Source organism: Caulobacter sp. CCNWLW153 (assembly GCF_036889365.1).
Classification (GTDB): domain Bacteria; phylum Pseudomonadota; class Alphaproteobacteria; order Caulobacterales; family Caulobacteraceae; genus Caulobacter; species Caulobacter radicis.
The window spans coordinates 44,480-58,237 of the sequence record NZ_JBAKFV010000008.1 but is presented as its reverse complement, the minus strand read 5'-3'; the positions used below and the strand labels follow the sequence as shown (position 1 = coordinate 58,237).

Below are 13,758 nucleotides of genomic sequence, written 5' to 3'. Positions count from 1 at the left end.
GCCAGCATGGTTTACGGCCCGGGCGGCGGATCGTCGCATCCCGGGCCAAGCCGCCGCTTGCCTCGCCTCGATTCCCGCCCCACTTTCGGAGGGTCATGAGCGACCGTTCCACCGGCCTCGCCCCGTCGCGGCTCACCGCGGTCCTGGGGCCCACCAACACCGGCAAGACCCATCTGGCCGTCGAACGCATGCTGGGCCACGGCTCGGGCATGATCGGCCTGCCGCTGCGCCTGCTGGCGCGCGAGATCTACGACCGCATCGTCAAGCTGCGCGGCAAGGCGGCCGTGGCCCTGATCACCGGCGAGGAGAAGATCGTCCCGCCGCGCGCGGCCTATTTCGTCTGCACAGTCGAGGCCATGCCGCTGGGCCGCGAGGTCGACTTCGTGGCCATCGACGAGATCCAGCTCTGCGCCGATCCCGAGCGCGGCCACATCTTCACCCACCGCCTGCTGCACGCCCGCGGCCGGTTCGAAACCATGCTGCTGGGCGCGGCGACCATGGCCCCGCTGGTCCGCCGCCTGCTGCCCGACGCCGAGATCGTCGGTCGCGAGCGCTTTTCCAACCTGTCCTATGCCGGCTCCAAGAAGCTGACCCGCCTGCCCCGACGGACGGCGATCGTCGCCTTCTCCACCGACGCGGTCTACGCCATCGCCGAGCTGATCCGTCGCCAGCGGGGCGGCGCGGCCGTGGTCATGGGATCCTTGAGCCCCCGCACCCGCAACGCCCAGGTCGCCCTCTACCAGAGCGGCGAGGTCGACTTCCTCGTGGCCACCGACGCCATCGGCATGGGCCTGAACATGGACGTCGACCACGTGGCCTTCGCGGGCTTGCGCAAGTTCGACGGCCGCCGCACCCGCTGGCTGCACCCGCAGGAGGTGGGCCAGATCGCCGGCCGCGCCGGCCGCTACACCCGCGACGGCACCTTCGGCGTCACCGGCGACTGCGAGGAGATGGACGAAGACCTGGTCCAGGCCGTCGAGGAGCACGCCTTCCAGCCGATCCTGGCGGCCGAGTGGCGCAACGCCCGGCTCGACTTCGGCTCGCTGCAGGGTCTGTTGCGCTCGCTGTCCGAGCCGCCCAACCGCACGGGCCTGACCCTGTCGCAGGAGGCGCTGGACGAGCGCACCCTGCGCAAGCTGGCCGCCCAGGAAGACGTCGTCGCCCGCTGCAAGACCGACCGCTCGGCCCTCTTGAAGCTGTGGGACGTCTGCCAGACTCCCGACTTCCGCAAGACCACCGACGACGACCACCAGCGGATGGTCAAGACCCTGTTCGACGACCTGACCACGGGCCGCAAGCGCCTGCCCGAGGACTGGATCAACGGCCAGTTCAAGGCGCTGGACCGCACCGACGGCGAGATCGACAGCCTGGCCGCGCGGCTCTCCGGGGTGCGCACGCTGTCCTACATCGCCAACCGTCCCGACTGGCTGGCCAATCCCGTCCACTGGCAGGGCCGCACCCGCGAGCTGGAAGACAAGATCAGCGACACCCTGCACGAAAAGCTGATGGCCAGGTTCATCGACCGCCGCACCAGCGTGCTGATGAAGCAGCTGGGCGAACGCGACGTGCTGCTGGCCGGGGTCGCCCAGGACGGCGAGGTCAGCGTCGAGGGCCAGGTGGTCGGCCGCCTGACCGGCGTAACCTTCGTTCCCGAGAAGGCCTCGACCCCGCTGGAGGAACGCGCCCTGCGCAACGCCGCCCAGCGCGCCGTGGGGCCCGAGATCGCCCGGCGCCTGGGCCTCTTGGCCGCCGAGCCCGACGAGGCCTTCGCCCTGACGCCGGACGGCGCGATCCTGTGGCGCGGCGAGACGGCCGGCGCGGTGCGCTCGGGCGGCGACCTGCTGTCGCCCCGCGCCCGCCTGCTGGGCGAGCTGGGCCCCGCTCCCGCCCGCGAGCGGGCCGAGCGCCGGCTCGACGCCTTCCTGGCTTCCGAGGTCGACCGCTGCCTGGCCCCGCTGCGCAAGCTTCAAGCCGCCTTGGCCGGCGGCGAGCTGCGCGGCCTGCCGCGCGGCGTCGCCCACCGCCTGCTGGAAGCCGGCGGCGTGCTCGACAAGCGCCCCCTCGACCCCGAACTTAAGGCCCTCAGCCAGGCCGAGCGCCGGGCGCTGAAGAGCCTCGGCGTGCGCATCGGCGCCTTCTCGCTCTATTGCCCGGGCGTGCTGAAGCCCGAGGCCATCGCCTGCGCGCGGGCGCTGGACCCCGGCGGCTGGCGCGGCCCGCTGGTGGGGCTCGCCCCCCTGCCCTCGCCGCCGCCCTCCCCCCGCGCCCTGGTCGCCAGCGGCCTGCGCGTCGCCGGCAAGCACCTGGTGCAGGTCGAGACCCTGGAGAAGCTCGACGGCCTGCTGCGCGCCGAACAGCGCCCCGGCGGCGTGGTGCTGACCCCCGCGGCGCTGGAGGCCCTGGGCTGGACACCGGCCGAGGCCTCCTCGATCCTGCGCTCGCTCGACTACACCCCGGCCGTGCGCGCCAGGCCCGACGCCCCGATCATCTGGAAGCGCCGCGGCGCCCAGCGGCTGGAGCCCAAGCCGGTCAAGGCCCGCCCGGACTCGCCGTTCGCGGCCCTGGCCAAGCTGACCGAGCCGCCGCCCTCGCCCGCCCGCCGCAGGAAGCCCCGCCGCCGCAAGCCGGCCGCCGCGCCCGAGAAGGCCGCCTCATGAGCGACGAGGCCCATAACGACGAACACTGCCGCGCCGACGTCTGGCTGTGGCGCGCCCGCTTCTTCAAGACCCGCTCGATGGCCGCCCGCTTCGTCGACGAGGGCCGCATCCGCCTGACCCGCGCCGGCGCGCCCGACAGCCGCATCGACAAGCCCTCGCGCGTGCTCAAGGCCGGCGACGTGCTGGTCTTCGCCATCGGCGGCCGGCTGGTGAACGTGCGCATCCTCGACTGCGGCGAACGCCGTGGCCCGGCGACCGAGGCGCGGGGACTGTACGAGGCGCTGGAGGGGTAGCGCGGACCTTACCTGCTCTCCCTCTGGAAGAGGGCTTATGAGCCTCCACCTTTCCCATGGACGTCGCCGCGCCAATCGCTACCTTGGGATGAGTTGCATCCTGGGGGAGTACCTGCGTGGCGTCGTTCCGTCCGGCCCTGGCCGTGAGCCTGGCCCTTATGCTCGCCGGCGTCGCGCACGCCCAGCCCTCCGCCGGCGCCGCAGCCGGCGCCAGCAAGGCTCCCGCCAAGCCTGTCGCGCCCATCCAGGCCTACGACCTGCCGCAGATCCAGGCCTTCGGGAACGCCATCTATCGCCAGGACATCGCCGCCTGGCTGGCCAGCGACGCCCTGGCCGCCAAGGTCTCCGACCTGCGGGCCGCCGGCCTGCGGGGCTGGCTGGTGCAGGACGACGGCAAGACCGCCAAGGTCCGCTTCATCCGCGACAAGGGGAACGGCCTGGAGATCGGCTACGACGTCGTGGTCGACGGCAAGGGCGCGGGCCCCGTCACCGAGCCGGCCGACCGCAAGCTGACCGACGAGGAGCGGCTGGCGTTCTCGGCCCGCCAGGCCGCCGCCGGGGCGGGCGCCAGCACCTGCCGCGCCGGCTACAACACGGCCATGGTCAAGAACCCCGACGGCGACGGCTGGATCGTCTGGCTGCTGGCCCCCGCCCCGGCCGCCGGCGCCATTCCGGTCGGCGGCCACTACCGGATCTTCGTCGCGGCCGACGGCAAGACGGTCAAGCGCGTCGACGCCCTGTCGGCCTCGTGCCTGCTGATCGAGAAGCCCAAGGCCGCCGACGGCAAGCCGGCCCTGGCCTTCGCCAGCCACATCGTCTCGCCCACCCCGGTCGAGACCCACGTCTTCCTCAGCAGCCTCTACAAGATGCCGCTCGCCATCGGCACGAACGGCGGCAAGGACGTCTGGGTCATCGACAAGGGCAAGATCAGCAAGACGGACTTGGGCAAGAAGTAGGGCCAGCGAGCATAGGCCCTCTCCCGGAGGGGAGAGGAAGGGGCCGAGCCCTACCCGACGAACCCGTCGACGAAGCCCGGCACCTTCTCCGGCGGCATCGGGCGGCTGAAGTGGTAGCCCTGCACCTGGTCGCAGCCGTAGGCGGCCAGGGCTTCCAGCTGCTCGCGGTCCTCGACGCCCTCGGCGACCACCTTCATGCCCATCGAGCCGCCCAGGGTGATCACCGCCTTGACGATGGCGGCGTCCTCGGTGTTCTGGACGAAGCCCTTGTCGATCTTCAGGCGGTCGATCGGGAACTGCCGCAGGTTGGCCAGGCTGGCGTAGCCGGTGCCGAAGTCGTCGAGCGCGATCATCACCCCGGCGGCGTGCAGCTTGCGCACCGTGTCGCTGACCACGTCCGAGGCCCAGCCCATATAGACCGTCTCGGTGACCTCGATGGTCAGCCGATCGCACGGCACGCCCCAGCGGGCCAGGCGCTCCTGCACCTCCTCGGCCAGCCGCCCGGAGCGGAACTGGGCGGCCGAGATATTGACCGCCACCCGGCCGAACTCGACGCCTGCGTCCAGCCAGGCGCGCATCTGCTTCAGCGCCGTCTCGAAGGCCACGTCGCCCAGCTTCAGCGAAAGGTCCTGGTCCTCGAAGGCGGCCATGAAGCGGTCGGGCGTCAGCACGCCCTGCTCGGGATGGGCCCAGCGCATCAGCGCCTCGAACCCGGCCACCGAGGCGCTCTCCAGGTCGATCACCGGCTGGTAGTAGAGGATGAACTCGTCGGCCTCGATCGCCGCGCGCACGTCGCGCAGCAGCTCCAGCCGCTGTTCCAGGGCCGAGCGCATCGACGGGTCGAACAGGATCGAGCGGTTTCGCCCCTCGTCCTTGGCCCGATAGAGGGCGATGTCGGCGTTCTTGAAGATGTGGTGCGGGTCGGCGTCGGGATCGCCGTGCAGGGCCGCCCCGATGCTGGCGCTGACCGAGAAGCTGCGGCCGCCGTGCTGGATCGGCTGGCGCAGCAGCTCCTGCAGCGACTTGATCGGTCGCAGCATGTCGCCCTCGCCGTGCAGGCCGCGCAGGATCACCGCGAACTCGTCGCCGCCCAGGCGGGCCACCGTGTCGCCCGAGCGGAAGGCATGGCGCAGCACGTCGGCGAGGCGCCGCAGCAAGGCGTCGCCAGCGTCGTGGCCAAGGGTGTCGTTGATGTCCTTGAAGTGATCGACGTCGATCATGATCAGGCCGAAGATCTCGCCGGCCATCTCCGAGGCGTCGACCGCCTCCTGGAACTTGCGCTGGAAATAGGCGCGGTTGGGCAGGCCCGTCAGCGGGTCGCGGAAGGCCAGGTTCTCGACCGCTTCGGTCTGCCGGCGGCGGTCGGTGATGTCCTTGAACAGGTTGACCAGCCGCTCGGGCTTGCCGTCGGCGCCCAGGAAGCGCTTGCCGACCGAGCGCACCCAGGTCTCGATCCCGTCGTCGCGGTTGAGGCGGAACTCGAACACGGCGGCCTCGCCGTCGCGGCGGGCGCGCATGATCTGGGCCATGCGCTCACGGTCGTCCTCGTGCACGATCTCCAGCGGATCGCGGTCGAACAGGCACCACTTCTCGAGCTCGAGACAGGTGCCCGAGACATAGACCTCGCCGGTCTTCAGATCGACCTCGCGCACCATCAGGTCGTCGAGCTCCAGCGCCAGCTTCAGGCGCTGTTCGTTGCGCTCGGCCCGCAGCGCGGTCTGGGCGTAGCCGGTGACGTCGCGCGCGGTGACCATGACGGCGAAGATCACGCCCTCGTCGCTGCGGCAGGCGGCGAACTCGCTGCGCCAGATGCGCTGGACGCCTTCGCTGGTCTGGGCCCGGTAGCGCGAGAACGGCTCGCCGGACGCCAGGCAGCGCTCCAGGCTCTCGACGTCCTCCAGGTTCATCAGGCAGCGGGCGAACGGTTCGCCGGGATGCAGGCTGGGGGTCAGGTCCTCGTCGCGCCACTCGGGGCTGACGGCGACCAGCCGGCCGCTGCGGTCGATCAGGGCCGCGGCGAACGGGGCGTGCGCGACGAAGGCCTCGAACGAGGCCATTCGAAGCCGCAATTGCGCGTGGATGTCATCGGCCGCCATGGACGGCGCGGGCTTCAGGGCCATGGAGAGCATTCTGCTGTCGGCTTCCCGACGTTGTTCTTGGACGCGTCCTCAACCGCACACTGAAACGCTCTTCCATAAGAAAAGGTATCTTTCGACGAACGCCGTTGTGCATCGTCGGAAAGCCGACACGGAGCGGGATCGGCGACGATTTTGCCTGTCGCCCTGCGGGCGCCATGAGAAATCCTGCGGGCCTCGCGCGCGGCGCCGCATTGACATTCGGCGCCGTCGCTCCGAAAACGCGGCCGCGTTAAGTCCGTCCGAGAAAGCCGCCAAGTTCCGATGACCTACATCGTCACCGACGCCTGCATCCGCTGCAAGTTCATGGACTGCGTCGAGGTGTGCCCGGTGGATTGCTTCTACGAGGGCGAGAACACCCTCGTGATCAATCCGGACGAATGCATCGACTGCGGCGTCTGCGAGCCGGAATGCCCGGTCGACGCCATCAAGCCGGACACCGAGGACGACGCCGACGGCAAGTGGCTGCGGATCAACTCCGAATACGCCAAGGTCTGGCCGAACATCACCGTGAAGGGCGAGCCGCCGGCCGACCGTGCCGACTTCGAGCGCGAGACCGGCAAGTTCGAGAAGTACTTCAGCGAAAAGCCCGGCAAGGGCTCCTGATCCACGCAAAATCCGGCGTTTGGCGGCCCTAATCGGGCCGGCATACCCCAGGTTGGGGTCGCAAGCCTTTCATGAGGCTGAATTTTATGCTATTGTCGCCCTCGACGTGACGGGTGCGGCCTCGCACCTGCATGTCTCGTGGAAGACGACAGCCGTTCCAACGGCTCGCCCGATCGAAGGCGAAGGGTGACTTAAGAGACACTCCAAATCCTGATCCGACTTGGCCCCGCCTCTCCGACGGACGGGTTGCTATCGCCTTTTGGAATGTTTGGAAACGGCGTTTTGGGCGCAAGCCCAATTTTATGAGGACGAACGAATGAGCAAGAGCGGTCTGGAATTCTCGGTCGGCGATCACGTCGTCTATCCCGCCCACGGCGTGGGGACGATCCAGGGCATCGAGACCCAGGAAGTGGCCGGGATGTCGCTCGAGGTTTACGTCATCACCTTCGACCACGAGAAGATGACCCTTCGCGTCCCGACCAAGAAAGCCAAGGTCGCCGGCCTGCGCCCGCTGGCCGAAGGCGACGTCGTCAGCCAGGCCCTGACCACCCTGAAGGGCCGCGCCCGCGTCAAGCGCACCATGTGGTCGCGTCGCGCCCAGGAATACGAAGCCAAGATCAACTCGGGCGACCTGGTGTCGATCGCCGAGGTGGTCCGCGACCTGCACCGCGCCGAGAACCAGCCGGAACAGTCCTATTCGGAGCGCCAGCTCTATGAATCGGCCCTGGACCGCATGGCTCGTGAAGTCGCCGCCATCGAGCGCATCGACCGCGAAGCCGCCATCGGCATCCTGACCAAGTCGCTGGTCAAGACGGCCGCCTAAGGCCTCCTGAGCCTACGACGTTTTCGAAGACGCCCCCGGTTTCGCCGGGGGCGTTTTTCGTTGGAGAACGCCCCTTCCCTCCCGGGCTTCGACCAGGCGTCTCAATCTGAAGCGGGCCCCGCCGATCCTGTTGCGACAGCCGGATCTCGGTGCAATTTCTGATTGATGGGGCCGCCAGCGCACGCTCGGCCCGCCGCCGCGGAGCGTGTCCGCGCAGCCAAACATTGGGGGGATCCGATGCCCGACGGAATGACGACTACGGCCACGGCTACGGCCACGAGCGACAACCTCCTGGCGGAAGTCAGCACCATCATGCAGCCGCTGGCGAACCACTGGCCCGGCAACGCCGAGGTCGGCGCCTGGGACTTCGGCTTCTCCGTCAACGGCAAGCCGATCTCCGTGCAGCCGGAGAACAGCAGCCAAGTCTATGACTACTTCCAGATCGAGCTGGTCGGCCAGAGCTCGCTGGCGACCATCGGCAATCGGGCGCCCGCCGGTTACGGCCTCTATGTCACCTACGAGGCGCCGACCGAGCCTCCGGCCGGATTGCAGCTGATCGCGGCCAAGCCGGACACCACGGTGGCGTCGACGACCTACGACGACACCATCAGCTGGACCGCCACCGGCAGCTTCGGTTTCTCGAGCGACGGGGGCATCTCCGTCTCGTTCGGCGGCTCCAAGACGATGACCCACTCGACGAGCACCACGGTTTCGGACCTCCAGATCCTCAACCGATCGCACGTGGGTCCTTCCGCGATCGGCCATTGGGAATACATCGTCGCCGCGGGCTCGCTGGAAGCCCAGGGCGCGACGCCCCTGCTGGCCCAGATGCTGCTGTGCCGCCCGCATTCGGCCGATCCGCTGCAGATCCAGGTCGAGGTGTTCGCCTATTTCAACAACAAGGGGCTGAGCGACAACCTCAACTGGACCGGGCTGAGCCAGGCCGTCACCGGCTTCAACGGCGACAATCTTCCGCCGCTAGAGAACGGCAATGCGCGCATCGCCATGCAGTACACGCTGACGATCGACGCCCCGCCGGCGCCGACGGCGGCGAGCTGATGCGCCAAAGGCCCCGCCATCGCCGGCGGGGCCTTTACGCGTTCGACGCGGCGCGCCCCTGGAACGCCCTGATGTTCGCCGGCACCTCGGACGGAATGTCGAAGGCCGCATCGCCGGCCGCGCCGCCGCTCGCACGGACGGCCAGGGCCTGGGATCGGCAGGCGGAGGGCGTCATGCCGAACGCGGCGCGAAAGGCGCGCCCGGCGGCCGTGTGGTTCTCGAAGCCCCATCGGCGCAGGATGGCGGCGATCGGCTCTCGCGCCAGGACCGGATCCGACAGGTCGCGGAAGACGCCCGTCAGCCTGCGCCCGAGGATGTAGCGCCCGACGCCGCCATAGGGCTCGAACATCCGGTAGAGGGTCGGGCGGGTCACGTAGAACTGGCCGGCGAGCGCGGCCGGGCCGAGGTCCGGGTCGCCGATGTCCCGGTCGATGCGCCGGCGGATGGCGCGGAACTGGCTCCTGCGCAGTTCGGCTCGGGTCGCGGCCCGGCTCTGGGTGTTGGCCCGGACGACGCCGGCTAGCAGGGCCGCGGTGGAGCGGCTCCACGCCAGCCCCTGCTCCACCGTCAGCTCGGGACCTCGCAGCCACATCTCGTCCAGATGCTCGCGAACGGCGACGCCGGCCTCGCTGTCGCGGCGCAGCACCAGCCCGTGAACATCGCCCGCGTCCGCCAGCAGCGGCGACAGCAGGTCCCGCGCGACGATGGCCGACAGGTTGTCGATCCCGTCGGTGCGCAAGACGGCCGGGCGGGACAGGTCCAGCATGCAGATGTCGCCCGGCCGGACCTCCTGATCGGCGCCGTCCAGCGTCAGGACGAAACCGTGGCTGCGATAGTATTGGACGTGGAACTGGTCGACGCCCGTTCGCGCGATGAGCTGGGGACCGCGGACCATGATCGACGCCGGTCCGCGCGACATGCCCAGCTTGATTGGGCCATAGTCGTAGAGGGCGAAGTCCATGGCGTAACCGGCGCGCCCGTCCGGCGACGATGCGTCCAGCTCGAACATCAGCGCCAGCAACTCACGGCAGGCGGCGAAACTGTCGGCATAGTCGGCGCCGATATTGGCGGCCAGGTGCGGCAGGCGATCAGGCTGGACGTCGTGCGGCATGCTCCGCCCCCCCGTGGCCAAGCTGTGAGTTCGAACCTTTTAGCGCGATCCGCCCGCGATCATTCGACCAGGCGTCTCAAACCGCACCGGCCCGGACCTTGGCAAGGCGCTCGATCCCGCTCAATCTGGCCAGGTCATCCGGAGCCCCGCCATGGCCGCCGAACCAAAGACCCGCCCCACCGACGCCAGCGTCGACGACTTCCTGGACGCCTCGCCGCCGGCCCGCCAGGCCGACGCCCGAGCGGTTCGCGACCTGCTGGGCGAGATCGCCGGCGCGCCCGCGGTGATGTGGGGGCCGTCGATCGTCGGCTTCGGCTCCTATTCGACCGGCGGCGCCAAGCCGATGGATTGGCCGCTGCTGGGCTTCTCGCCGCGCAAGACCGAGCTGGTGCTCTACTTCGCCTCCGACTTTCCCGAGCGCGAAGCGCTGCTCGAAAGGCTGGGCAAACACCGCTCGGCCGTCTCCTGCGTCTACATCAAGCGCCTGGCCGACATCGACCTGGCCGTCCTGCGCCGGCTCGCGGAAGGCTCGGCCGCCTGGACGCGCAGCGGCCACACGACCTGCTGAGCCGCTAGGCCGGCTTCTTCCGCAGCACCCGGGCCCGGCGCTTCTTCAGCCAGATGACCACGCCGGTGACGCTGAGCGCGGCGACAACCAGGCCGGTCAGCGAGATCAGGATGCGGCCCGGAACGCCCAGGATCCGGCCCGAGTGCAGCGGGAACTGGGCCTGGACGAAGATGTCGGCCGCCGTGCCCTTCCACGGCAGGCGCTCGCCCAGGTAACGGCCGTCGGCGCCGTCGTAATAGAGGTAGGGCGGGCCCACGCCGCCGGCGCCGTGGTCGTCGCCCACCTTGTGGAAGGCCACGCCGTAGATGCCGTAGTGGGCCGAATAGAACGCCCCGCCGACCGGGGCGGTGAAGCCGCGCGCCTTCGCGTCGGCCCGCGCCTTGGCGATGATCGTTTCGTAGGTCTGCCTGGGCAGGATCGGGTTGTCGTGGCTGGTCGGCACGCGGGTGTCGAACGGCGTCGGCGTCACCTTCGAGACCTTCGACATCACCGGATAGAACACCTCGCTGTAGAGGTTCAGCGAGAAGGCCGTGAAGGCCACGACGAACAGCACGCCCCACAGCCACAGGCCGAAGGCGCGGTGGATGTCGAAATTGATCCGGTAGGCGCTGGCCTTGGTCTTGATCTGCCAGGCCGGCTTCCAGCGGCTCCAGAAGCCCTTGGCCGGCTTGCGACCATTGGCGGCGCTGGCCGGCAGGGTCAGGTAGAAGCCGACGAAGCAGTCCAGCGTCCACAGCACCGCGATCCCGCCCAGCAGCCAGATGCCCCAGCGGTCGACGCCCCAGAACTCGGGAATGTGCAGGGTGTAGTGCAGCACGTAGAGGAACGAAACGAAGGTCTCGGTCTTGATCGGCCAGACCGCGCCCCACTCGCGCCGCCCCTGTTCGACGCCGGTCGCCGGGTCGATGAACACCTGATTGTAGCCCAGCTCGTAGTGCTTGCCGGTCTTGGGGTCCTGGCGGGCGTCGACGCCGATGGCCAGGGTTTCCCCCGGCTCGGCGACCAGCGGGAAGTACGAGACGATCACCCGCGGATCGCGCGCCTCGACCGCCTTGACGATGTCCAGGGTCGGCAGGGCCGGGCCATCGCTCCTGGCGTGCATCAGGTGCGGGTTGAGCACGTCGTCCAGCTCGTGGTCCCACGAGATCACCGCGCCGGTGACGCCGGAGATGAACAGGAAGCCGGCCATGATCAGCCCCACCCAGCGGTGGATGAAGGTCAGGGTCGGCCGCACGGCCGCGCGTACGGCCTTGGCTACGCCCGCGGCCTTGCGCACCGGCGGCGAGACGGGCGGCGCGTAGGGCGTGTCGAGATTGCGCGCGTCCATGAGGCCGCCTCCATCTGCTCGGAACCAAGCAGAGCCGGCGCGATCGCTCGCGCCGGCTCCTTGAGGATGTTTCTAGGAATGATTCTTAGAAGCGATAGTCAAGGCGAACCGACGCGTTGCGCGGCGCGGCGTAGTAGGCCTGCCCCCACATCACGCTGTTGAGGTAGGACTCGTCGAACAGGTTCCTGACGTTGACCGTCAGCTTGATCTGGTCGGTCAGGTCGGCGCTGCCCATCAGGTCGACCACGGCGTAGGCCTTCTGTGTGACCACGAAGGTGTCGAGGCCCGAGATCTCGTCCTGCCAGCGCAGCGAGGCGCCCACCTTGGCGTTGCGCCATTCGGGGAAGCTGTAGGTGGTCGAGACCTTGAGGCTCTTGCGCGGCAGGAAGGTGCGGGCGTCCTCGCCGTCCTTGTCCTCGAGCGACAGCTGGGTCCAGCCGCCGCTGACCTGCCAGCGGTCGGTGACCATGCCGCTGATCTCCAGCTCGTAGCCCTTCGAGGTGGTGTCGACGCCCGTGTAGTAGGTGAAGCCCACCGGGCCGGGATCGCCCGCGCCGAACGTGCCAGCGGCGGTCGCTAGGTTCTGTTGCTCGACCTTGAACACCGCCGCGCTGGCGTAGAGCTTGCCGCCGAACCACTCGCTCTTGACGCCCGCCTCGAAGCTTTCGCCCTGCACCGGGTCGAGCTTGCGGTTGCTCGCGTCGACCTCGGCCTGCGGATTGAAGATGTCGGTGTAGCTGCCGTACAGCGACACGTGCGGCGTCAGGTCGAAGACGAGGCCGGCATAGGGGCTGGTCTTGGACACCGTGCGGCCCTGGTCGACGCCGTACGATATGCCCGACGTCTTCTGCTCGACGGCGTTGAAGCCCACCACGCCCTTCAGGCGATCGGTGAAGTTCAGGTGCGCGGCGCCGAACACGCGGGTCAGGCGGTCCTTGATCTGGGCCGCCGAGTAGAGGTCGGTGTAGGTGGTCGGCTCGGCGACGCTGCCCCAGTCATAGACCGACGGATAGGCCGGGTAGGTCGCGCCCGACGAGGCGAAGTCCTCGCGCGTCTGCTCGGCGTAGCTGGCGCCGAACACCAGCTGGTGGGTGCGGCCGAACAGCGACACCGGGCCGTTGAAGGTCAGGTCCGCCAGGTCCTGCTTGGATTCCGACGGGTAGTGGCCGACGAAGCCGCCGATGCCCAGGCCCGTGGTCTTGTCCGGATAGCCCGAGGCGTAGAGCAGCTTGGCGTTCTGCTCGACGTCCTTGTGGGTGTAGGTGGCCTTGGCGACCCAGGCGTTGTCGAACAGGTAGCTGGCCTCGACGAAAGCGGTCTTGTCGTTGACGTCCCAGTAGGACCAGTCGGCCGAGGTGCTGGCCGAGCGCTTCCAGGGGATGCGCGAGCCGTCCGAGAAGCTCAGCGGCAGGGCGCCCCACAGCACGCCGGTGGCAAGGTTGTCCTGCTGCGAATAGCCGCCGGTGACGTTCAGCTTCGGCGTCACGTCCCACGACAGCACGCCGTAATAGACGTTCCGGTTGACCTTGTAGTGGTCGAGATAGGAGTCGCGGTCCTGGTTGGCGTAGATCAGCCGGCCCGACAGCGTGCCCGAGGCGTTCAGCGAGCCGGAGACGTCGGCCTCCAGGCGCTTGTCGTTCCACGACCCGTACGACGCCGCCGCCGAGGCCTGGAAGCCGGCGATCGGGCGCTTGCGGATGTAGTTGATGGTCGCCGACGGATTGCCGACGCCGGTGGTCAGGCCGTTGACGCCGCGCACCACGTCGACCCGGTCGAACAGGATGGTGTCGATCTCGCCGTACTGGATGCCCCAGTTCAGCGGCAGGCCCACGCCGTCGACCTGGAAGTTGGTCACGTCGAAGCCGCGGGCGTTGAAGTAGGTGCGGTCGGTCTCGACCCGCTCGACATTGATGCCGACCACGCGGTCCAGCAGGTCGGTGACGCTGGTCAGGCCGAAGTCGCGGATCTGCTGCTGGCCGACGATGGTCATCGACTGCGGCGTCTCGCGCAGGCTGAGATCCAGGCCGGTCGCGCCGGTGGAGCGAGCGCGGGCCCCGGTCACCACCACCCCGTCCACGTTGCTGTCCGCCGTCGCTTCGGCCGCCGGAGCCTCGTCGGCATGGGCGGCGGCGGCCAGGACGGCCGGGCTCAGCGCGGCGGCCAGGAGAAGGGCGCGGAAGGTGCAGGGCATCGGGCTCTCGCGATAACGATAATGACTCGCAA

At 69.2% G+C, this 13,758-nt stretch carries 11 protein-coding genes; 7 read left to right on the top strand and 4 right to left on the bottom strand.

The annotated features are described in order from the left end of the window. Positions 1-95: 95 nt before the first annotated feature. From V6S85_RS13815 to V6S85_RS13805, 3 genes are all read left to right on the top strand, one after another. Positions 96-2,657, top strand: coding sequence for a helicase-related protein (locus tag V6S85_RS13815; protein ID WP_334349248.1), 2,562 nt, complete (start codon positions 96-98; stop codon positions 2,655-2,657). Continuing rightward, positions 2,654-2,950 (top strand): RNA-binding S4 domain-containing protein, encoded by a 297-nt coding sequence (locus V6S85_RS13810; protein ID WP_116568596.1) that lies wholly within the window; start codon positions 2,654-2,656, stop codon positions 2,948-2,950. Before V6S85_RS13815 ends, V6S85_RS13810 begins: the two co-directional genes overlap by 4 nt. Before the next feature lie 116 nt (positions 2,951-3,066). After that, complete coding sequence (locus V6S85_RS13805) at positions 3,067-3,906, top strand: hypothetical protein (RefSeq protein WP_116568595.1); 840 nt, start codon at positions 3,067-3,069, stop codon at positions 3,904-3,906. 50 nt (positions 3,907-3,956) lie between these two features. Here the strand turns inward: V6S85_RS13805 and V6S85_RS13800 are convergent, their stop codons facing one another. Beyond that, on the bottom strand, positions 3,957-6,035 hold the full coding sequence (locus V6S85_RS13800; RefSeq protein WP_442885666.1) for a putative bifunctional diguanylate cyclase/phosphodiesterase: 2,079 nt from the start codon (positions 6,033-6,035) through the stop codon (positions 3,957-3,959). Between the two features lie 270 nt (positions 6,036-6,305). Here V6S85_RS13800 and fdxA point away from each other — a divergent pair, with 270 nt between their 5' ends. The 3 genes from fdxA (at position 6,306) to V6S85_RS13785 (ending at position 8,529) form a co-directional block, all read left to right on the top strand. Further along, entirely contained in the window at positions 6,306-6,647 is a 342-nt protein-coding gene (gene fdxA / locus V6S85_RS13795) for a ferredoxin FdxA (protein WP_058349269.1), read from the top strand. Between the two features lie 316 nt (positions 6,648-6,963). Beyond that, complete coding sequence (locus V6S85_RS13790; RefSeq protein ID WP_058349270.1) at positions 6,964-7,470, top strand: CarD family transcriptional regulator; 507 nt, start codon at positions 6,964-6,966, stop codon at positions 7,468-7,470. 237 nt (positions 7,471-7,707) lie between these two features. Then, a complete protein-coding gene (locus tag V6S85_RS13785; RefSeq protein ID WP_334349246.1) occupies positions 7,708-8,529 on the top strand; it encodes a hypothetical protein in 822 nt (273 codons plus the stop codon). 34 nt (positions 8,530-8,563) lie between these two features. Here V6S85_RS13785 and V6S85_RS13780 read toward each other — a convergent pair whose 3' ends face one another. Beyond that, positions 8,564-9,640, bottom strand: a complete 1,077-nt coding sequence (locus V6S85_RS13780) for a helix-turn-helix domain-containing protein (protein ID WP_334349245.1) — start codon at positions 9,638-9,640, stop codon at positions 8,564-8,566. A 151-nt stretch (positions 9,641-9,791) separates the two neighbouring features. On the opposite strand from V6S85_RS13780, the gene V6S85_RS13775 reads away from it, so the two are divergent. Beyond that, positions 9,792-10,208: a DUF1801 domain-containing protein gene (locus V6S85_RS13775; RefSeq protein ID WP_334349244.1), complete on the top strand. Its 417-nt coding sequence runs from the start codon at positions 9,792-9,794 to the stop codon at positions 10,206-10,208. Between the two features lie 4 nt (positions 10,209-10,212). Here V6S85_RS13775 and V6S85_RS13770 read toward each other — a convergent pair whose 3' ends face one another. Both V6S85_RS13770 and V6S85_RS13765 read right to left on the bottom strand, forming a co-directional pair. Next, positions 10,213-11,535: a PepSY-associated TM helix domain-containing protein gene (locus V6S85_RS13770; protein ID WP_334349243.1), complete on the bottom strand. Its 1,323-nt coding sequence runs from the start codon at positions 11,533-11,535 to the stop codon at positions 10,213-10,215. Positions 11,536-11,620: 85 nt separating this feature from the next. Then, complete coding sequence (locus V6S85_RS13765; RefSeq protein WP_334349241.1) at positions 11,621-13,726, bottom strand: TonB-dependent siderophore receptor; 2,106 nt, start codon at positions 13,724-13,726, stop codon at positions 11,621-11,623. Positions 13,727-13,758: the final 32 nt, after the last annotated feature.